Here is a 19,873-nt window from a genome sequence, read left to right on the forward strand (position 1 = left end):
TAACAAAATATCGTCTTTCGCTTAGTTGCGAACGATTTTCTTTACAGCAACACCTTCTGCAGATGTGATGTTCATCATGTAAACGCCAGATGCGAGATCCGCTACGTTTATCTGAGCTTGTGCTACTCCATCAAACTGGTTTTGTTTAACGACGCGTCCGTTCAAATCTGTAATCTGGATTTGGTTTACGGCGATAGCATCAGAGCTGCTGATGTTGACTACGTTGTTCGCAGGGTTTGGATATACCGAGAATTTAGAAGCCAAAACATCGTTTGTAGACATGTTCGATGACAAAACAGAGAAGTCGTCAACCATAAGCATGTAAGCATCTGCGCTTCTGTTCAAGATTGCAACGCGAACAGAAGAGTTGGCAAAAGATGCAGGGATGTTGTATGTTTTTTCTTCCCAGTTTACCGTAGCGCTCACGTTTCCTGGAATTCCTGAAATGACCTGGAAAGATGCGCTAGTAGTATTTTCATCTATTGTCGTTGTGCCAGAGATGACACCTACTTTAAAGCTTTCGATTCCGTAGCAGCTCGAAAGTTGTTTCACCCAAAACTTCACTTGGTTGTTCGATGCGCCAAGATTGATTACCGGGCTTATGAGCCAGTCTTCGTTTCTAGTAACCGTGCCCTCTGGGCTTCCTGCCCAGCTTCCTGCATATTTAGAACCTGTGTGTGGGTCAAAATTGCGGTTTTCGGAAGTAGCACATGATTCGGTACTGTTGGTTACGCCTGCGGCGGTAGGGTTGAATACCATCCAGGCTTGCGGGTCAAAGGCATTAGGCCAAGGTGTAGCTTCGTCAGGAAGACCTCCAACGTATGTTCCGAGTCCATCGATATCGAGCGTGAGCCAATCACCGAATCCCGAGATGAGAAAGTCGTCGTACGTTTCGAAGCTATCCTGAAAAACGGTTACCTGTGCGCCTGCGCTGAAAGAGGAAACCGCGAAAATAGAAAGTAAAAGTTTTTTCATAAATTTTAATAGGATTTAATTAGCTCAAATGTAGAAAAATATTTGTATGGTCTTGAAATATAAGAAAAAATTGGGAAATTTTTTACCTGTCTTGTCTATTGACAGTCACTGATTTTTGCCTAATTTGGTTTTGCCCCGTTTATTATAAATCCAAAATAAACATTTGATCATGAAAAAAATTCTTCTTTTTATTTGCTGTGTGTTCTTTTGGGGAATTAATGCCCAAAGTATTTCTTTGTCCAACGCAACTGCCGGTAACGTGAGCTTTAAGGTCTATGCGTACGGCACGAATTCAGGTTATAATACCTGCACGTCACTTATTCATACCGATGTCACGGTTCCTACAACTACACTCGCGACGATATGGGATTTCACAACAGACGTGTGGAGAGATGAAGACGGGAATGTCGTCAGTACTTAGGCTTATGGATCGCCGGTATGGATAAAAACACAAATCTCCGTAAATTGTTCGGGAAGCACTCAAAAACGAATCATCGGAAACGGTTGCGGCACGACCAATCCCTCGGCCTCGTTTTGCAGTATAAACTGTTCTTGGGCTGATAGTGGCGGCACAGTTACCGTTTCGGCTAATTGATAAATTTTAAAACGGGGCTTCATATTATGTTTAGATAAATCATGAATATAATCCTTAGATTAATCGTCACTGCAATGTTGGTGATGTTGCTCGCCTATTTTCTTCCCGGAGTTCGTGTTGCAGGCTTCGGCACAGCGTTGATAGTGGCCGTAGTACTTGGTCTTCTCAATATTTTCGTAAAGCCGATACTGATATTGTTCACGCTTCCCGTCACGATCGTCACTTTCGGATTGTTCCTGCTCGTGATCAATGCATTGGTTATCATGCTTTGCGATGTGATCGTGGGTGGTTTCGAAGTCACGTCGTTTTTCACGGCGCTGCTTTTCAGTCTCATCCTTTCCATCGTGCAGTCGCTGATCTTTTCATCCGATAAGCGCGACGCATAAATTACCACTGCTTTAACTTGTTGCAATTGTAATAAAACACTACTTTTGCACCCAATTTTAGCACGTATACACATGAATATCACGAGAAATAACGTCGACACTTTGAACGCCGTTGTTACGGTAGAGATGTCGAAAGCAGACTACCAACCGGAGGTAGATAAGGTACTTTCCAATTATCGCAAGAGCGCAAATGTTCCAGGCTTTCGCAAAGGGCAAGTCCCGATGAGCCTTATCCAGAAGCAATACGGAAAAGCGGTTTTGCTCGAAGAAGTGAACAAACTGTTGCAGGAAAAACTCAACCAATACCTTCAGGACGAGAAACTCGAGATATTGGGTAATCCGTTGCCGAAAGTCAACGAAGATTTCAATTTGGACAACGAAGATTTCAAATTCGAATTCGAGCTTGGCCTTGCGCCGACTTTCGATGTCGATTTGGCAAGCGTGAAGAACCTTACGCAATATAAGATTGTTGCCGACGACAAATTGCTGGACGACCAGGTGTTGCGCATCCGCAAGCAATACGGTAAAATGATCCAAGCCGAGAAGGTAGAAGAAGGTTCTGATATTACGGGAACGTTCATCAACGAAGAAAAAGGCATCAACAGCCCGGCTACGTTCTCTACAGATGTTTTCAAGAACAAGAAGGAAGCGGCGAAATTCAACGGCAAGAAAGTCGGAGATGTAGTCACTTTGTCTACAAAAGGCCTTTTCGACGACGACCACAAATTGATGGATTACCTCAAAGTGGGCCACGATGAAGTACACGGACTTGACATCAACGTCGATTTCAAAATCGAGGAAATCACCACTACCGAGCCTGCAGAATTGAACGAAGAACTGTTCAAGAAGCTTTTCGGTGAAGGCGATGTTGCCGATTTGGCCGCGTTGAAGAATAAAATCAAGGAAGATGCCGAAAAGCAATTCGCGGTTCAGGCCGACCAAAAGTTCCTTAACGATGTGACAGAATCGCTTCTTACGTCTACAAAATTCGATTTGCCGGCTGAGTTTTTGAAGAAATGGATCCAGCAAACCGGTGAGAACCCGCTTTCTGCCGAGCAAGCCGAAGAAGAATACAACAAATCTGAAAACGGATTGCGTTACCAGTTGATCGAAGGCAAAATCATCACTTCGAACGGATTGCAAATCACGTTCGACGATTTGAAAGATTACACGAACGGATTGATCCGCAAGCAAATGGCACAATTCGGGCAAATGAACCCGACCGATGCCGATGTAGACGGAATCGTGATGCGCGTGCTTTCGAACCAGGAAGAAGTAAAGCGTTTGAGCGAGCAGGTCATGAGCGAGAAAATGCTCAATCTTTTCAAAGAAAAAGTGAAAGCAAAAACTAAGGAAGTTTCTTACGAAGAGTTCGTTAAAGCCAGCTACGGCGAATAACATTGTAAAAAAAGTATTATCTTTGAGCGCCGATTACGTGTAGTTTTCGGCGCTTTTACTTTTCCTAAAGCATTTAACGCTCAAACAACTATGAACTACGGTAAAGAATTCAGGAAATTCGCCACAAAACATCATGGCGTTAATTCCATGTACTACGATAAAATCGTCGGGGCAATGACTCCGACAAACATGACTCCATACATCATCGAAGAAAGACAGCTCAACGTTTCACAACTTGACGTGTTTTCGCGTTTGATGATGGACCGCATCATCTTCCTCGGAACGGGTATCGACGACCAGATCGCGAACATCGTGCAAGCCCAGCTTTTGTTCCTTGAAAGCGCCGATGCGTCCAAGGACATCCAAATCTACATCAATTCCCCAGGCGGTAGCGTTTACGCTGGTCTCGGGATTTACGACACTATGCAATACATCAAACCAGACGTAGCCACAATCTGTACAGGAATGGCCGCTTCTATGGGTGCGGTATTGCTTTGCGCCGGAGCCGAAGGAAAGCGTTCGGCCCTGCCACATTCACGCGTGATGATCCACCAACCGTCGGGAGGCGCTCAAGGCGTTGCAACCGACATGGAGATCAACTTGCGCGAAATGCTCAAATTGAAAGAAGAGCTCTATAAAATCATCTCCCAACATTCAGGCCAGCCGTACGACCGCGTTCACAAAGACAGCGAGCGCGACTACTGGATGAAAGCGGATGAAGCGAAAGAATACGGAATGATTGACGAAGTTTTAAGACGATAACAGGTTTCGGCTTGCGGTTGCGTTGATTACCACTGCGACTGTAAATCGTAAACTGAAAACTAAAACAAATGGCAAAAGAAGTATTGGATTGCTCGTTTTGCGGAAGAAAGAAGCCCGAAACCAATCTGCTCATCGCCGGGATCAATGCACACATCTGTGACAAATGCATCGAGCAGGCACACGGGATCGTCCTCGAAGAACTCAAATCGAGCGGACATTCCAAACTCTCTTCGGATCTTGTGCTCAAAAAGCCCAAGGAAATCCGATCGTTCCTCGACAATTATGTGATCGGACAGGAACAAACCAAAAAAGTGATGGCCGTCGCGGTTTACAATCACTACAAAAGATTGATGCAGAAAGGCCACGACGATGAAGTTGAAATCGAAAAGAGCAACATCATCATGGTCGGCCAGACCGGAACAGGGAAAACGCTTGTTGCCAAAACCATCGCCAAGATGCTCGACGTGCCTTTGGCCATCGTAGACGCTACCGTTTTGACCGAAGCCGGATATGTTGGCGAAGATGTCGAAAGCATCCTTACCCGTTTGCTGCAAGCCGCCGATTACGACGTAGCCAAAGCCGAAAGAGGGATCGTGTTTATTGACGAGATAGACAAGATTGCGCGCAAAAGCGATAATCCGTCGATCACGCGCGACGTTTCGGGAGAAGGCGTACAACAGGCGCTTTTGAAACTCCTTGAAGGAACGGTTGTGAACGTTCCGCCAAAAGGAGGAAGGAAACACCCGGACCAGAAATTCGTCGAAGTCAATACGCAAAACATCCTGTTTATAGCAGGAGGCGCATTCGACGGGATTGACAGAATCATCGGAAAACGTTTGAATCGCCAGGCAGTCGGATACAGCTCATCCAAAAACGCCGACCAGATCGACAAAGACAACCTATTGCAGTACATCATCCCGAAAGACATCAAGGATTTCGGTTTGATTCCTGAAATCATCGGTCGTCTTCCGGTTTTGACTCACATGGATCCGCTTGACCGCGAAACGCTTCGTGCGATTTTGACTGAGCCGAAAAACGCGCTTATCAAACAATATCAAAAGTTGTTCGCGATGGACGACGTCGACTTCAACATTACCGAAGAAGCGCTCGATTTCATCGTAGACAAGGCTTTGGAATACAAGCTCGGCGCGCGTGGATTGCGTTCGCTTTGCGAGGCCATCCTTACCGATGCCATGTACGACTTGCCAAGTTCCGACGAAAAAATCCTTCGCATCGACCGCGCTTACGCCCAAGACAGCTTGTCGCGTAACTTGCTCAAACGACTTGAGATCGCATCTTAATTATAACAGGTTATATTAAATGAAAAAATCCTGCCGATCGGCAGGATTTTTTATGCGTTTTTGTTTTGTTCCGTGCTTTGTTTTTGGGCATCACAATAACGACTTGTGCATTTCCATCCGCTCGCGCACGAAGCCAAAAACAAGCTAGCGGCGGCAATCATCATCATCTTCTTCATTCTGCAAATATTAGATCGTCTTCGAAAACTGCATCGACTTGAGCTTTTCGAGATAGTCGCGTTGGTTGGATAACCGAGGAATTTTATGCTGTCCGCCGAGTTTTCCCTGTTCGCGCAACCAATCGTAAAAAAGATTCGGACGTGCAGTGTTGAGGATTAACGGGTTAAGCGTCATATTATTGTATCGTTTCGCCTCGTAATCGGAATTCAGCGTTTGCAGTGCTTCGTCAAGCGCTTGTGCAAAATGGTTCGCGTCTACTGGCGGATTGCGGAATTCAACCATCCATTCGTGTGCGCCTTTTTGCTTCCCGTCCATGAAAATAGGAGCGACGGTGTAATCGATGACTTCCAATCCGGTCATTTCACACGCTTTGGCCAGCGCCGCATCGGTATTTTCGACCATGAGTTCCTCCCCAAAAACGTTGATGTGATGTTTCGTGCGTCCCGTAATCCTGATGCGATACGGGCTTAATGAAGTGAATCGCACGGTGTCGCCAATCATATATCGCCACAAGCCCGAATTCGTCGTAATCACGATCGCGTAATTTTTGTCGAGCTCCACATCGGACAAACGGATGACTTTTTGATCCGGAGTGCCGAAAGTGTCCATCGGGATGAATTCGTAGAAAATCCCGTAGTCAAGCATCAGCAACAAATCGCTTGAACCGTTTCTGTCCTGGATCGCGAAAAATCCTTCGGAAGCGTTGTAAATCTCGTAGTATCTAAAATCCGATTTCGGAAGTAATTTCTTGTATTGGTCGCGGTACGGCTCGAAACTCACGCCTCCGTGAAAGTATACTTCGAGGTTCGGCCAAAGTTCCATAAGGTTGGTCTTGCCGTTTTCCTCGAGCACGCGGTTCATCAAAACCAGCATCCACGACGGAACTCCCGCAAAGCTGGTCACGTTCTCGTTTCTGGTTTCAGAGACGATGGCGGCGAGTTTGCTTTCCCACTCGCTCATCAAAGACGTTTTGTTGCTTGGTGTGGAGCTGAATTCGGCCCAAATCGGCATGTTCTCGATCAGGATCGCAGACAAATCCCCAAAGAATGTATTGTTGTTCTCGTAAATCTGCGAACTTCCGCCGAGGCGTAAACTCTTTCCGATAAACAATTGGGAATCCTCGTTGTTGTTGAGGTACATGCACAACAAATCCTTGCTACCTTTATAGTGGCAGTCTTCCAACGCTTCGTTCGAGACCGGGATGAACTTGCTTTTGGCGTTCGTCGTGCCGCTCGACTTGGCGAACCATTTGATCGGCGTGTTCCAGAATACGAATTGTTCGCCGGTTCGCGTGCGTTCGATCATCGGCTGCAAGTCTTCGTACGAAGAAACCGGAACGCGTTCATTGAACGTTTGGTATGACTTTATGGATGAAAAATCATACTGTTTTCCAACCGAAGTCAGTTCGGCCGCACGAATCAAATTCATAAGCAATTCCTCTTGCACCTCGTTCGGATATTTGAGGAACAACTCAATCTGGTGGATGCGCTGTTTGAGCACCCAGGACGCAATCGAATTGATGATCGGTAACGGCATTTATTTTATCTTTACGACTAAAATACTACTTTTTACATGCAATACGAAGGCGCGCTTTCGAAAATGCCGACCGAAATCGGCGATCCCATCCAATATTATTTAGTGTTCGAAGACAGTTTCCTGAACGTGAACCAATTGCTCGGAAGAGACGTTTCGATAACGTTTAAAGGCTATCAATGCCTCAATTGTTCGAAGCGCAAGAAAATCTTCAGACAAGGTTTTTGTTACGACTGTTTTTATTCGAGTGCCGAAGTGGGCGATTGGATCATGCGCCCCGAATTGAGTACCGCTCATTTAGGAATAGCCGACCGCGATCTCGAGTACGAGTCGAAAGTGCAATTACAGCCGCATGTCGTGTATTTGGCTCTGTCCAGCGAAGTGAAAGTAGGCGTGACGCGCAAAACCCAAGTACCGACGCGTTGGATCGACCAAGGTGCGTGCGAAGCGGTTTCTATTCTCGAAGTGCCGAATCGCTATCTCGCCGGAATCACCGAAGTCGAACTCAAAAAGCGCTATGTCGACAAGACCAACTGGCGAAAAATGCTGCAAAATGAAGTGCTCACTCTTGATTTATTGGAAGAGAAAACCCGTATTTACGATTTCCTTCCCGATGAAGTGAAACCGCATTTCAACACCGATTTGAATGAACATGTGGTTTTGAATTATCCGGTTTTGGAACATCCGAAGAAAGTCACGGGTTTGAATTTGGATAAGACGACGCAATATTCAGGCAAACTCATCGGAATTAAAGGCCAATATTTGATTTTCCACGACGGGACGGTTTTTAACGTGAGGGCGTTTGAGGGTTATGTGGTGAATATTTCGGTTTGATTTTTTTTTTGGAGATTCACTTTATAAACCTCAAAGGTTTTCAAAACCTTTGAGGTTTGGAAAAATACCGCAAACTTTTAAAATCACATTACAGATTCCCTGCCTAAAATCATAAAAAAGCCACTGTTAAAGTGGCTTTTCTGTTTTGATCCGAGACTTCAATTCGTCTTCTTCGGTTCTTCCTTTTTCTTCTTTTTCCCAAAAAGGTCAAGCACACCTTGGGCCGCATTCTTGATGTCGTCGTTCTTCGTATTTGTCTTAGTCTTGGTCGTATCGGACCCGGTTTTCGGCTTGTCCTTATCCTTGTTTAGCCAATTCGTAACAGTCGACGCGCCCTGGTTCACGAGTTGTTCCTTTTGCGCTTTCACGATTTGCGCCGTCAGGTTCGAAGCCGCCTGTTTCATGTCGGTAGACACTTTCGGATTCTTGAAATTACCCGTAAGGTTCGCTGTGACCGGAATATTCTCGATCTTGTTCTGTTCTCCCGGAGACAATTTCGCGAGCAATTTGTTGACTTCGGTGCCGAAATACTTCGCAGGAACGTCGAACTTCAAATTGTAACCCATCGTTTGATCGAATCCGTGAGAACCGACTATATCCACTTTGATGTCCTGATATTTAAGCGTAAAAGGTTTAAGGTTCACGCGTCCGTTGGTGAATGTCAACGCGGCTTTGAGATCGTTGAGGTTGAGTTTTTGCAGGTCGATGAAACTCACGCTTTCGTCCAACTTATTCAGTAATGGCGACGTTTTTTCGTTGATGGTCGTCGAAAGCAATTGTCCGTTCAGATCGCCGTTGATCGTATTGAGGATCGGCGACATTTCTTTCGGGTCAAGCTTTCCGGAAACGTTGATTTTCGAATTCAGTTTTCCGTTGATCACACCCGCGATCGGCGCGATGCTTTTCATCATTTCGAGTTGCGTAAACGTCTGTTGGATGTCGACCGAATTCAAGCCCAGATCGACATTAAAGGTCGGCGTCGCTTCTTTGGTCGAAACGTCGCCCGTCACGGCGATCAATCCGCCGAAAATATTCGTTTTCAGATCCTGAAGTTTCGCCGTCTGGTCTTTGATGATGATTTTACCCGACACGTTCTTGAGGGTCAGGTTGTCGTACAACACCGTATTCGCTTTTGCGGTCAACGTACAATCCAGAAACGCCGGAATTTTCACGGCTTCTTTCGGTTGAGGCGTTTTCGCGTCTTTCTTCGGATCGGTTTCGGTCATGAAATCAGCAACCGCGAATTGGTTCGAAGACAGGTTGAAATTACCCTTAAGGGTTTGGTTCTTGAGCAAAAATCCGTAAAAATTGTCGAGCGTTCCCGAAAGTTTCATATCGGTTTTGCCCGTCGTGGCGTCGAGTTCCTGAAGATTGATGCGCGACGGATTGAACTGCACGACGGCTTTGTTCACGTTGATCGCCTTATTGTTCTCGTCTGTATATTTGAATCCGGTAAGCGCCAGGTTGCCCGAATTCTGCATGTTTTGGTATTGGCTTGTTTCCACCGATTTCATGTCGAATTTCGTCTCGACGTTCGCGTCCAAAATACCCGAAAGCGGTTTGTCGAGCTTCACGGGATACGCTTTGGTAAGGTTTCCGAGGTTGATCCGTCCGTCGAGTTTCGCATCGACCAAAGGATTTTCCGACAGGTTTTTGATATTCGCTTTCGCATTGAAAACGTCCTGGTCGATCCGGAAAGAAAGCTTGTCGAGGTTCACATACGTGTCGTTCATCAAGCCTGTCTCGTTGATGATTTTGGTGTCGATGACGATATTTTGTACCGATTTCGGCAAATCCGGATATTTGAACGAGGCGTTGTTCGACGCGATCGCGATGTTGAATTTAGGAACCGTCGTGTCCGATAAAACGCCTTTCGCAAAACCTTCTACCTTGAAGTCACCTGTCGTCTGCACGTTAGCAAGACTTCCCGAATAAGCCGAAGGAATCAATCCGAGGAAATTCTGGAAGCCCGAAACCGGCGTCTTGAACGTCAGGTCGTATTGCTGTCCGTTTTCCAAAAGCTGGATAAATCCGTCAAATTCAAGCGGCAGTTTGTTGATGAGCGCCTTGTTCTGCTTGAACGAATATTTGCTGTTTTCGAGGTCGATTCCGAGGACCGCATCCAAATTCAAATTGACTTTGTTCAAATAGTTGACTTTGTCCATGTCGAGCGAAACCACGGTCGACGATTTCGTGTCCAAATCGAGTTTCTTGGCTGTAAAATCGCCTGTTCCTGTATGGTTTAAGCTATCGAGTACGAGTCTCACTTTCGAGCGTTCGTCGAAATATTGGAAGCGGTAATTCTCGATTTTGTATTCCTGGACTTTAAGCGACAGAGGATCGCTTTTGTCTCCTTTGTTTTTCTCTTCTGCGTTTTTGATCGCGATGTCGAAATTGCCCAATCCGTCTTTGTTGAAAAGGATATTGACGACGCCGTTTTTGGTAGAAATCGATTCGATGTTCATGCCTTCCTTGGCGTCCTTGAACAATTCCTTGACCGACATCTTGAGGTTGAGTTCGCCCAAATATACAAGCGTATCGCCCGCAAACGGCGCTTTGTTGATGATGCTGAGTTTGTCGACGGTCACGTTCGCGCGCGGAAAACTCTTGAAAAGGCTCAAATCGACATCTTCGAAAGCGACGGTCGCGTCTACGTTCTTGTTGATGGTTTCCACGAGCATTTCCTTGATTTTGTCCTTGAACAAAAACGGCGCTGCGAATAGGACGATGAGGAGAACCAAAAGCGTGATTCCGGTCCATTTGAGGATTTTCTTTACCATGGCAAATGTGTTTGGGGTAATAAAAAACTCCCGATACGTCGGGCATCGGGAGTAAACTTAGCTGATTTTTTAACGTTTTCCGACTAGTCGGCGTATTTTTAAGAGTAATTTAATGGATGTCGATTTTAACCGGAAGCAGTGCCTGAACGCCTTTTCGTTGCGTCATGCGTTTAGCTTGCTGCAGGATTTCGAAATTCTCGGCTCCGAGTTCTTCCTTGAGTATTTCGTCTTTCGATTGGGCGAATGGGAAACCCGCGAGCAAATCGGCGAATTTTTTATCGTATTCCGGGAAGTCCTGTGTTCTGTAATCGGTGGTCTTGGCCAGTTTCGCGGCTTCTTTGATCGCATCGTCCATGCCTCCGATTTTGTCGACAAGCCCGATTTTTATCGCTTCGGCGCCCGTCCAAACGCGGCCTTGCGCAATCGAATCGACTTGGGCGACAGTCATTTTTCGGCCTTGGGCCACTTTGGTCGTGAATGTCGTGTAGATGCGTTCGATCTCGCCTTGGATCTGGTTCCTGAAATTGTCGTCGAGCGGCACGAAAGGGCTGTAACCCGAAGCGTTCGCATGCGTTTTGACCTGAACCGAATTGATCCCGATCTTATTTGAAAGTTTCGTGACGTTCGGCAAAGTCCCGAAAACGCCGATGGATCCGGTGATCGTGCCGCTTTCGGCAAAAATCTTGTTCGCGTTGCACGAGATGTAATAACCGCCCGAAGCCGCGTAATTACCCATTGAAACCACGACCGGTTTTTTCTTTTTCGTGAGTTCGATTTCGCGCCAGATCAAATCTGAAGTCAATGCGCTTCCGCCGGGACTGTCGACTCGAAGCACGACGGCTTTCACGTTTTCGTCTTTGCGCGCTTCCTGAAGCGAACGGCGGATCGACCCTTCGCCAATATAGCCGACATCGCCTTCACCACTTAAAATTTCGCCTTGGGCATACACGATCGCAATTTTGTCTGAGGCGAAATTCGAAGGTGTCGTGGCCACGTTTCTCGCGTAATCGAGCAATTCGACCTTGTTGTATTTTTCGTCTTGGTCGACTTTGAGGCGTTTGCGGATGTCGTTGTGGTATTCGTCCTCATACGTGATCTTGTCGATGAGTTTGTTGGCTTTTGCCATTTCGGGCGTGCGTGCGCCAAGCGTATTGGCGAGTTCGTTGAGTTTTTCGATCGGGATTTTACGGCTTTGGGAAACCTCGGTCGCAATCGAATTCCAGATCGAGTTGAGCAACGCGGTCAATTGTTCGCGGTTGGCTTCGCTCATTTTGTTATCGAGGAAAGGTTCGACGGCGCTTTTGTATTTGCCGTGGCGGATGACTTCCATCGTAATGCCCGATTTTTCCTGGAAATCCTTGAAGAACATCACTTCGGTAGACAAGCCTTTGAAGTCGACTTCGCCACCCGGATTCAAGTAGATTTCATCGGCAACCGAATTCAGGTAATATTCTTTTTGGGAATAAGCGTTCGAATATGCGACGACGAATTTTCCCGACTTCTTGAAATCGAGCAACGCATCGCGCAATGCTTTGGTTTGGGCGATTCCGGTAAGCGAATTGTCGTTCAGGATCGAAATCCCTTTGATCTTGTCGTCGTTTTTAGCTTCGGAAATCGCGTTCAAAATATCGGAAACGCCAATGCTTTTACCTTCCGAAAACATCGTCACGAGCGGATCGCTGTACTTTCCGCCATAATCGTTGCTCACGTTTTCCATGTCGAAAACCAGTACGGAATTGTCCTGGACGTTTACCGCATCGGGATCGCCTCCGAAAAGCGCACTGAAAAGGATCAGCATAAAAAAGGAAATCATGAAGAAAAGGAACAGGCCGACAACCGTGGCCAAAACGTTACCGAAGAATTTCATATCGTGTTTTTTCTGTTAGTGAAAAGAAGCGGAATTTAGTTACAAAAATGCACGCTCCCTTATCGGTTAAAATTATCAACAGCGTGCCCAAAGATAAGTTTATTATAAAATTGTTTTAGTTAATTTGTGGCCAATATGAGTGAGCAACATCAGGTAGTTTTGGCCATCGGCAGCAATCAGGGAAACCGTTTGGAGCTTGTCAAGGCGGCCATCGAACATATACATCGGCATATCGGCACGGTCATGAACGTATCTAAACTTTACGAGACGCCGGCCTGGGGTTTCGAAGGCGAGCCGTTTTACAATTGTGCGCTGCTCATGCAAACGTCGAAGCCAGCCCATGAAGTACTCGATTTGGTTTTGGAAGCCGAAAATGCATTGGGGCGCGTGCGGAATTCCGGTGGCGGTTACCAATCTCGTACGATAGACATCGACGTAATCACTTTTAATGAAGACATCATCACTTCCGACAAACTCCAGGTGCCGCATCCGTTGATGCAGGACCGTTTGTTCGTGCTGCTTCCGATGCGCGATCTGCAACTCGACTGGCGCCATCCGGTGTTTCAGAAATATCTGCACGAACTGCTCAAATTATCCGAAGACAAAAGCGTTTGCAAAGTGGTCGGAGAGCTCGAATCGCCTTTGAAAAAAATCGCTTTGGACACGTTTCGATACATTGCTATCGAAGGTAATATCGGAGCCGGGAAAACGACTTTGACGTGTAAGATTGCATCCGATTTCAATGCGAAAACCGTTTTGGAGCGTTTTGCGGACAATCCGTTTTTGCCGAAATTTTACGAAGACCAAAGCCGGTTCGCGTTTCCGCTCGAAATGTCGTTTTTGGCCGACCGTTATCAGCAGATTTCAGATGATTTGGCGCAATTCGACCTGTTCCGCGATTTCATCATAGCGGATTATCACATTTTCAAATCGTTGATTTTTGCAAAAGTCACGCTTGCCGACGACGAATACCGTCTGTATCGCAAGCTTTTTGAAATCATTTATAAAGAAATGCCCAAGCCCGATCTGTATGTGTATTTGTATCAGAATACCGATCGCCTGCTCGAAAATATCCGCAAGCGCGGACGCAGTTATGAGCAGGAAATCCCGTCGGAATATCTCGACAGCATCAATCGCGGCTATCTCGATTACATCAAGTCGCAAACCGATCTCAACGTTTTGGTCATCGATGTTTCGGATAGGGATTTCGTAAAGAATCAGGAAGATTACGTTTTTATCCTTGACGAAATCAGGTCGAAAATCCCGAGTTAAAACCGTTAAGTTGTCGCTCTGAGCTTACAGAAAATATCCCAAACCACGATTCCTGCCGAAACCGAAATATTGAGCGAGTGCTTCGTCCCCAATTGCGGAATTTCGATTACACCATCGCAAGCCTCGACCGCTTTTTGGTTGACGCCGAAAACCTCGTTTCCGAAAACCAACGCGTAGGTCGTCCCTTTTTCGGGCGAAAAATCCTCTAGTGAAATCGAATTTTCGACTTGTTCCAATGCGTAAACCTTCGTACCGCTGTTTTTTAGATTTTCTATGGCCGATACGACATCTTTTTCGTGTTCCCAAGCTACAGTTTCGGTTGCACCTAAAGCTGTTTTGTGGATTTCCTTGTTCGGAGGTGTTGCCGTAATACCGCAAAGCACGATTTTTTCAACGAGAAAAGCGTCGGCCGTCCGGAAAACCGATCCGATGTTGTGCAAACTGCGGATGTCGTCGAGCACCAAAATCAAAGGTGTTTTCGCGGCGGCTTTAAAATCATCGACCGAAAGTCTGTCGAGTTCACTGTTGGCGAGTTTTCGCATTTTTGAGATGATAGATGATAGATAATAGACGAATAGATGATAGACGAATAGATAATAGATGATAGACCTATTTGAGAGGGCAAATATCGGTTTTCAATCTAATAAAAGTTGTTTTTCGAGTGATAATAGAGTCGAAGATGATTGGAGACTAAATTGTCATTTAGACCGGAATGTCTATTATCTATCCGTCTATCATCTTCTAAATAAAAAAGCTCCCCGTTCAAAGGAAGCCTTTTCAAATTATAAGTAAGATTGATTAGCCTTTCGGAGCTTCTTCAGGAAGTACATTTCCTTTGATGGTCAATACTTTTGGAGTTTCAGAAGCGTTAGAAGTAACCGTCACGGTTTTAGTGAACTGACCTACGCGATCTGTAGCGTATTTCACGCCGATAACTCCTTTTGCGCCTGGTTGGATCGGTTCAGTCGGTTTTGTTGGAACCGTGCATCCGCAAGAACCTGTTGCGTTTGTGATGATAGTCGGTTTGTTTCCGTTGTTCACGAAAACGAACTCGCGCTTACCGTCTGCGTTTTTGTTGATTGTTCCGTAATCGATGGTCTCGTTTTCGAAAACCATTCCAGCGCCTTCAACTTTTGGAGTTGCAGCAGCGGCCGGAGTAGCTTTCTTAGCCGTCGTTTTTTTCGCTTGGGCCTGTGAAACTGTAAGCCCGCCGATAGTTAGCATCGCTAACAAAAGGTATTTTTTCATGTGTTTTTAATTAAAAGTGACCGACAAATCTATTGAAAAAATGAAAACGTGTCTGAATTATAGTCTTAAAATTAATTTAATTTTTTTGAGGTCGGGAAATCGGGTCAAAAATAAGTAAATTCGCCCTTCGAATTTATCGACTAAATCCCCTCAATTTTGGCAGCCAAACAGAAAGAAGCGAAGGAAACCCCTTTGATGAAACAGTATAATGAAATCAAGCGGAAATATCCCGATGCTTGTCTTTTGTTCCGCGTTGGCGACTTTTACGAGACGTTTGGTGAAGATGCGATCCGCGCGTCGAGAATCCTCGGAATCGTACTTACCAAAAGGGGTGCGGGTTCCGAAACCGAAACCGCACTCGCCGGATTTCCGCACCATTCGTTGAACACCTATTTGCCAAAACTCGTCAAAGCCGGATTGCGTGTGGCCGTTTGCGATCAGCTCGAAGATCCGAAAATGACCAAAACCATCGTAAAACGTGGCGTTACCGAGTTGGTGACTCCAGGCGTTTCGATGAACGACGAGGTTCTGCAATCCAAATCGAACAACTTTTTGGCGTCGGTGCATTTCGGGAAAAAGCTTTTGGGCGTGTCATTTTTGGACGTTTCTACGGGCGAATTTTTGACGTCCCAAGGCAATTCGGAATACGTCGATAAGCTTTTGCAGAATTTTAGCCCGTCCGAGATTTTGGTTCCGAAGGCGTACAAACAGGATTTTCAGGCGCTTTTCGGCGACCGTTTCCATACGTTTTACCTCGAGGATTGGGTGTATAAATCGGATTATGCGTTCGAATCGCTCAACAATCATTTCAAGACGACCTCTTTAAAAGGTTTCGGAATCGATGAGTTGCCCGACGGAATCATCGCTTCGGGCGCAATCCTGTATTACCTGTCGGAAACCCAACACAATAAATTACAGCACATCACATCGATCCAACGCATTGCCGAAGACGCTTATGTTTGGATGGACCGATTCACGATCCGCAACCTCGAGTTGTATCACAGCTACAATCCGAATGCGGTCACGCTTCTCGATGTGATCGACCGCACGCTTTCGCCAATGGGCGGACGTTTGCTCAAACGCTGGCTCGCACTTCCGTTGAAAGACGCAGACAGGATCCGCAACCGTCATGAAATCGTCGGTTATCTGAAATCGAAAAAAGACGTGCTCGAGAAAATCCAATTCCAGATCAAGCAAATGAGCGATCTGGAGCGCCTGATTTCGAAAATCGCGACGGGAAAAGTGTCTCCGAGAGAAGTCGTGTATTTGAAAGATTCGTTGAACGCGATCGTCCCGATCAAGAAACTGGCTTCGCAAAGCGACAATTCTTCTGTAAAGCAAATGGGTGAAAACCTTGACAGTTGCGACGTTTTGCGTGAGAAAATTGCCCAAATGCTCAATCCCGAAGCGCCGGTTGCGATTGCAAAAGGAAACGCGATCGCCAAAGGCATCAATGCGGAACTTGACGAATTGCGTGCGATCTCGACTTCGGGAAAGGAATTTTTGGAGCGCATCGAGAAAGAAGAATCGGAGCGTACGGGAATTTCCTCACTTAAGATATCTTTCAATAATGTTTTCGGATATTATATTGAAGTCAGAAATACGCATAAAGACAAAGTTCCCGCCGAATGGATCCGCAAGCAAACGCTTGTAAACGCCGAGCGTTACATCACCGAAGAACTCAAGGAATACGAGTCGAAGATTTTGGGTGCCGAAGAAAAGATCCAAAAACTCGAATCGGAACTTTTCGAGCAATTGGTGTCGTGGATCGCGGGTTACATCAAGCCCGTGCAGATGAACGCGAACTTGGTCGCGCAACTCGACTGCCTTTGTTCGTTCGCGCAACTCGCCATCGAAAACAAATACGTGCAGCCTCTAATCGACGATTCGTTCGAACTCGAAATCAAGGACGGACGCCATCCGGTCATCGAAAAACAATTGCCCGTCGGAACGCCATACATCGCGAACGACGTTTATCTCGACCACGAAAAACAGCAGATTATCATGATTACCGGGCCGAACATGTCGGGTAAATCGGCGATTTTGCGTCAGACCGCTTTGATCGTTTTGCTTGCGCAGATGGGAAGTTTCGTTCCGGCACAAAGCGTGCGAATGGGAATCGTCGACAAGATTTTTACGCGTGTCGGCGCTTCGGATAACATTTCTATGGGCGAATCGACGTTTATGGTCGAGATGAACGAAACCGCGTCTATCCTGAACAATTTGTCGGACAGAAGTTTGGTGTTGCTTGACGAAATCGGTCGCGGGACAAGTACTTATGACGGGATTTCGATCGCTTGGGCGATTGCGGAATATCTGCACGAACATCCGGGACGCCCGAAGACATTGTTCGCGACGCATTATCACGAGCTCAACGAAATGACCGATATTTTGCCGCGCATCAAGAATTTCAACGTTTCGGTAAAGGAATTGAAAGACAACGTGCTTTTCATCAGGAAGCTCGTCGAAGGCGGAAGCGCGCACAGTTTCGGGATCCACGTAGCGAAAATGGCCGGAATGCCGCAAATGGTAATCAATAAGGCGCAAAAACTGCTTAAGAAGCTCGAAAAGGATCATTCGAGCGAGGCGTTGAACGGAAATGTCGTAAAGGAAGAGGAATTGCAGTTGAGTTTTTTCAACCTCGACGATCCGCTTCTCGAAGAAATCAAAGAAGAAATCCTGAGTACGAACATCGACAATCTCACGCCGGTAGAGGCTTTGATGAAGCTCAATGAGATCAAACGCATGCTCGTCAAAAAATAATTAAGGCTTAATATTGCCGATATCAACCGATTAGAAAATATCGGTAATTTTTTCTCGAAAAAGACTTGCGTTTTTGGTTTATTGTCTTAAATTTGCCTCCGCAATACAGCAATGTAGCGCTTTGAAATACTGATAATACGCGAAAATAGCTCAGTTGGTAGAGCGCCACCTTGCCAAGGTGGAGGTCGCGGGTTCGAATCCCGTTTTTCGCTCCAAGGTGACTACCGCTCGGATGGTGAAATCGGTAGACACGCTGGACTTAAAATCCAGTGGGCAGTAATGCCTGTGCGGGTTCAAGTCCCGCTCCGAGTACAAAATAAACCCGCAACGAATGATTATTAATTCTTTGCGGGTTTTTTATTTGGTACAAATTCTGTTTATTTTCCCAACATTCTTTTTCGTAGTCTGCTTAACGATTCGGGCTTGATGCCGATATAGGACGAAAGCTGGTTTTGCGAAATCATTTGGAACAGATGAGGTTCTTTCTTCAAAATGGTCGCATATCGCTGTTCGGGCGTTTGGAAATGCAGCATTTCTTCGCGCGCATTGATTTGCAGGTAGCTCGATTCCGCGATCAGTCTTCCGAATTTTGACCAAGCCGGCGATTTGTCGTAAATCTTTTCGATTTCTTCGCGATCCAACGCGAGAATTTTGGAGTCTTCCATCGCCTTCCAATAATACAACGATCCTTTTTGGGTGATGAAACTCGCGAAATCGACCATGAAATCATTGGGTTTGGCAAATCTGCTGTTGACTTCGTTTCCCTTGTAGTCTACATAAAACATCCTGAAAAAACCGCTTTCGATAAAGTAAACGTGACGACAAACCTGGCCTTGCTCAAGCAAATTCGTGTCTTTTTTTACTTCGATGCGCTCGATGATCGGAAGCGCCAGATCGTACTCGACATCCGACATTGAAACGAAAGAAGTGACGACTTGCTTGAGTTGGTCCATAACTACTCAGATAGAAATTAAAAATAGATAATCTGTTTCGGATTCTTAACCTAAGTCAATGGTTTTTCTTTTTGGCTGATTTTAACTTTGTCTCATAATAATTTAATAATCAGCCTTTCCAGGTTGGAAGTCACAAGTCATTAATAACTAAAATCGAATTATCATGAGAACGAATGTCAAAGTCGCTAAGGCGGCAAAAAGAAAAACAGCACTCGGATTCAACATCCATTTCCTAACATTTTTGGTCCTGACTCCCGTGGTCTTCATCGTGTGGTACTTGACCGACACGACTTATCCTTGGCCGCTTTGGTCTACACCGGCTTGGGCAGTAGGCGTAATCTTCCATTATTTGGGCGTATTCGTATTCGGCAAAAAGACTAAATATTTGGGCTATGGAAACGAATAACACCTTCAGGCGCATCGTCACCGGCCACGATACAGACCGCAAAGCCATCATTTTGTCTGATGCCGCACCCGATCGCACGTTTATGGTCGGCGGACCAAACGGAGCCAAATTCCACGAAATCTGGAACACGAGACAAACGCCCGCTTTGATTGACAGCCAGTCGGGCGAACCGGAAGAAGCAGGTTTGGTGCTGGCTCCGCCCAAATCGGGAACGCGCATCCGGGTCATCGACTTTCCGCCAGAAGGAGACGAAATCCGCAATCTTACAGAAGAAGAAGCACGCGGACATTTTAAAACCATGTCTGGCGAATATTCTTCGAAAGCGGCAAACGATGCGCCTCATCCGTTGATGCACCGCACCCAAACCATCGATTACGGCATCGTACTCGAAGGTGAGTTGACACTGATCGTCGACAAAGGAGAAACCGTGATCCATGCTGGAGATATCGTCATCCAACGCGGTACGAACCATGCCTGGGCCAACCGCACGAATAAAAACTGCCGCGTCGCCTTCATTTTGATAGACGGAGAATTCGAACAAAGCTTACGTTGAATCCAATTTGAAAACGATGAGAGTTTTCTCGTGCCTTCAGAAAGTATGTATGCCGAAATCCGATTTACGT

The 19,873-nt window shown here is 46.1% G+C and carries 17 protein-coding genes and 2 tRNA genes; 12 read left to right on the top strand and 7 right to left on the bottom strand.

The features are described from left to right. Positions 1-21: 21 nt before the first annotated feature. Positions 22-975, bottom strand: coding sequence for a T9SS-dependent choice-of-anchor J family protein (locus HZF10_RS12090; RefSeq protein WP_176006480.1), 954 nt, complete (start codon positions 973-975; stop codon positions 22-24). Positions 976-1,210: 235 nt separating this feature from the next. On the opposite strand from HZF10_RS12090, the gene HZF10_RS12095 reads away from it, so the two are divergent. The 5 genes from HZF10_RS12095 (at position 1,211) to clpX (ending at position 5,417) form a co-directional block, all read left to right on the top strand. Continuing rightward, positions 1,211-1,396, top strand: coding sequence for a hypothetical protein (locus HZF10_RS12095; protein WP_176006481.1), 186 nt, complete (start codon positions 1,211-1,213; stop codon positions 1,394-1,396). Between the two features lie 215 nt (positions 1,397-1,611). Further along, positions 1,612-1,956 (top strand): phage holin family protein, encoded by a 345-nt coding sequence (locus HZF10_RS12100; protein ID WP_176006482.1) that lies wholly within the window; start codon positions 1,612-1,614, stop codon positions 1,954-1,956. Between the two features lie 72 nt (positions 1,957-2,028). After that, a complete protein-coding gene (tig, locus tag HZF10_RS12105; protein ID WP_176006483.1) occupies positions 2,029-3,354 on the top strand; it encodes a trigger factor in 1,326 nt (441 codons plus the stop codon). Between the two features lie 90 nt (positions 3,355-3,444). Then, positions 3,445-4,116: an ATP-dependent Clp endopeptidase proteolytic subunit ClpP gene (gene clpP / locus HZF10_RS12110; RefSeq protein WP_176006484.1), complete on the top strand. Its 672-nt coding sequence runs from the start codon at positions 3,445-3,447 to the stop codon at positions 4,114-4,116. Positions 4,117-4,184: 68 nt separating this feature from the next. Beyond that, a complete protein-coding gene (gene clpX, locus HZF10_RS12115) occupies positions 4,185-5,417 on the top strand; it encodes an ATP-dependent Clp protease ATP-binding subunit ClpX (protein WP_176006485.1) in 1,233 nt (410 codons plus the stop codon). A gap of 186 nt (positions 5,418-5,603) precedes the next feature. Here clpX and HZF10_RS12120 read toward each other — a convergent pair whose 3' ends face one another. After that, entirely contained in the window at positions 5,604-7,130 is a 1,527-nt protein-coding gene (locus HZF10_RS12120) for a GH3 auxin-responsive promoter family protein (protein WP_176006486.1), read from the bottom strand. 36 nt (positions 7,131-7,166) lie between these two features. On the opposite strand from HZF10_RS12120, the gene HZF10_RS12125 reads away from it, so the two are divergent. Further along, the gene (locus HZF10_RS12125) at positions 7,167-7,961 is read left to right on the top strand and encodes a DUF2797 domain-containing protein (RefSeq protein ID WP_176006487.1); all 795 of its coding nucleotides are present in this window, start codon (positions 7,167-7,169) and stop codon (positions 7,959-7,961) included. Positions 7,962-8,119: 158 nt separating this feature from the next. On the opposite strand, the gene HZF10_RS12130 is transcribed toward HZF10_RS12125, so the two are convergent. Together HZF10_RS12130 and sppA are read right to left on the bottom strand one after the other, a co-directional pair. Next, positions 8,120-10,741 carry an AsmA-like C-terminal region-containing protein gene (locus HZF10_RS12130; protein WP_176006488.1) on the bottom strand — a complete coding sequence of 874 codons (2,622 nt, stop codon included), beginning with the start codon at positions 10,739-10,741 and terminating at the stop codon, positions 8,120-8,122. A 109-nt stretch (positions 10,742-10,850) separates the two neighbouring features. Continuing rightward, entirely contained in the window at positions 10,851-12,608 is a 1,758-nt protein-coding gene (sppA, locus tag HZF10_RS12135; RefSeq protein ID WP_176006489.1) for a signal peptide peptidase SppA, read from the bottom strand. Between the two features lie 135 nt (positions 12,609-12,743). On the opposite strand from sppA, the gene folK reads away from it, so the two are divergent. Beyond that, complete coding sequence (gene folK, locus HZF10_RS12140; RefSeq protein WP_176006490.1) at positions 12,744-13,880, top strand: 2-amino-4-hydroxy-6-hydroxymethyldihydropteridine diphosphokinase; 1,137 nt, start codon at positions 12,744-12,746, stop codon at positions 13,878-13,880. A gap of 5 nt (positions 13,881-13,885) precedes the next feature. Here folK and HZF10_RS12145 read toward each other — a convergent pair whose 3' ends face one another. Beyond that, complete coding sequence (locus HZF10_RS12145; RefSeq protein ID WP_176006491.1) at positions 13,886-14,422, bottom strand: RNA methyltransferase; 537 nt, start codon at positions 14,420-14,422, stop codon at positions 13,886-13,888. Between the two features lie 256 nt (positions 14,423-14,678). Continuing rightward, positions 14,679-15,128 carry a DUF1573 domain-containing protein gene (locus HZF10_RS12150; protein WP_176006492.1) on the bottom strand — a complete coding sequence of 150 codons (450 nt, stop codon included), beginning with the start codon at positions 15,126-15,128 and terminating at the stop codon, positions 14,679-14,681. A gap of 156 nt (positions 15,129-15,284) precedes the next feature. On the opposite strand from HZF10_RS12150, the gene mutS reads away from it, so the two are divergent. The 3 genes from mutS to HZF10_RS12165 all read left to right on the top strand — a co-directional run bounded on the left by mutS (position 15,285) and on the right by HZF10_RS12165 (position 18,203). Then, positions 15,285-17,891, top strand: coding sequence for a DNA mismatch repair protein MutS (gene mutS / locus HZF10_RS12155; RefSeq protein ID WP_176006493.1), 2,607 nt, complete (start codon positions 15,285-15,287; stop codon positions 17,889-17,891). Between the two features lie 139 nt (positions 17,892-18,030). After that, positions 18,031-18,106: transfer RNA gene (locus HZF10_RS12160), tRNA-Gly, on the top strand. Between the two features lie 11 nt (positions 18,107-18,117). After that, positions 18,118-18,203, top strand: a tRNA-Leu gene (locus HZF10_RS12165). Between the two features lie 65 nt (positions 18,204-18,268). On the opposite strand, the gene HZF10_RS12170 is transcribed toward HZF10_RS12165, so the two are convergent. After that, positions 18,269-18,844: a Crp/Fnr family transcriptional regulator gene (locus HZF10_RS12170; RefSeq protein WP_176006494.1), complete on the bottom strand. Its 576-nt coding sequence runs from the start codon at positions 18,842-18,844 to the stop codon at positions 18,269-18,271. A gap of 163 nt (positions 18,845-19,007) precedes the next feature. On the opposite strand from HZF10_RS12170, the gene HZF10_RS12175 reads away from it, so the two are divergent. Both HZF10_RS12175 and HZF10_RS12180 read left to right on the top strand, forming a co-directional pair. Further along, positions 19,008-19,250: a 2TM domain-containing protein gene (locus HZF10_RS12175; protein WP_176006495.1), complete on the top strand. Its 243-nt coding sequence runs from the start codon at positions 19,008-19,010 to the stop codon at positions 19,248-19,250. Next, the gene (locus HZF10_RS12180; protein WP_176006496.1) at positions 19,237-19,803 is read left to right on the top strand and encodes a cupin domain-containing protein; all 567 of its coding nucleotides are present in this window, start codon (positions 19,237-19,239) and stop codon (positions 19,801-19,803) included. Before HZF10_RS12175 ends, HZF10_RS12180 begins: the two co-directional genes overlap by 14 nt. Positions 19,804-19,873: the final 70 nt, after the last annotated feature.

Source organism: Flavobacterium agri (assembly GCF_013401995.1).
GTDB classification, from domain to species: Bacteria; Bacteroidota; Bacteroidia; order Flavobacteriales; family Flavobacteriaceae; genus Flavobacterium; species Flavobacterium agri.

Coding starts and splice junctions, on each gene's coding strand:
- HZF10_RS12150 (WP_176006492.1), bottom strand. CDS start 15,128: ATGAAAAAATACCTTTTGTTAGCGATGCTAACTATCGGCGGGCTTACA.
- clpP (WP_176006484.1), top strand. CDS start 3,445: ATGAACTACGGTAAAGAATTCAGGAAATTCGCCACAAAACATCATGGC.
- HZF10_RS12170 (WP_176006494.1), bottom strand. CDS start 18,844: ATGGACCAACTCAAGCAAGTCGTCACTTCTTTCGTTTCAATGTCGGAT.
- HZF10_RS12090 (WP_176006480.1), bottom strand. CDS start 975: ATGAAAAAACTTTTACTTTCTATTTTCGCGGTTTCCTCTTTCAGCGCA.
- folK (WP_176006490.1), top strand. CDS start 12,744: ATGAGTGAGCAACATCAGGTAGTTTTGGCCATCGGCAGCAATCAGGGA.
- HZF10_RS12130 (WP_176006488.1), bottom strand. CDS start 10,741: ATGGTAAAGAAAATCCTCAAATGGACCGGAATCACGCTTTTGGTTCTC.
- tig (WP_176006483.1), top strand. CDS start 2,029: ATGAATATCACGAGAAATAACGTCGACACTTTGAACGCCGTTGTTACG.
- HZF10_RS12120 (WP_176006486.1), bottom strand. CDS start 7,130: ATGCCGTTACCGATCATCAATTCGATTGCGTCCTGGGTGCTCAAACAG.
- HZF10_RS12180 (WP_176006496.1), top strand. CDS start 19,237: ATGGAAACGAATAACACCTTCAGGCGCATCGTCACCGGCCACGATACA.
- HZF10_RS12100 (WP_176006482.1), top strand. CDS start 1,612: ATGAATATAATCCTTAGATTAATCGTCACTGCAATGTTGGTGATGTTG.
- HZF10_RS12175 (WP_176006495.1), top strand. CDS start 19,008: ATGAGAACGAATGTCAAAGTCGCTAAGGCGGCAAAAAGAAAAACAGCA.
- HZF10_RS12145 (WP_176006491.1), bottom strand. CDS start 14,422: ATGCGAAAACTCGCCAACAGTGAACTCGACAGACTTTCGGTCGATGAT.
- clpX (WP_176006485.1), top strand. CDS start 4,185: ATGGCAAAAGAAGTATTGGATTGCTCGTTTTGCGGAAGAAAGAAGCCC.
- sppA (WP_176006489.1), bottom strand. CDS start 12,608: ATGAAATTCTTCGGTAACGTTTTGGCCACGGTTGTCGGCCTGTTCCTT.
- HZF10_RS12125 (WP_176006487.1), top strand. CDS start 7,167: ATGCAATACGAAGGCGCGCTTTCGAAAATGCCGACCGAAATCGGCGAT.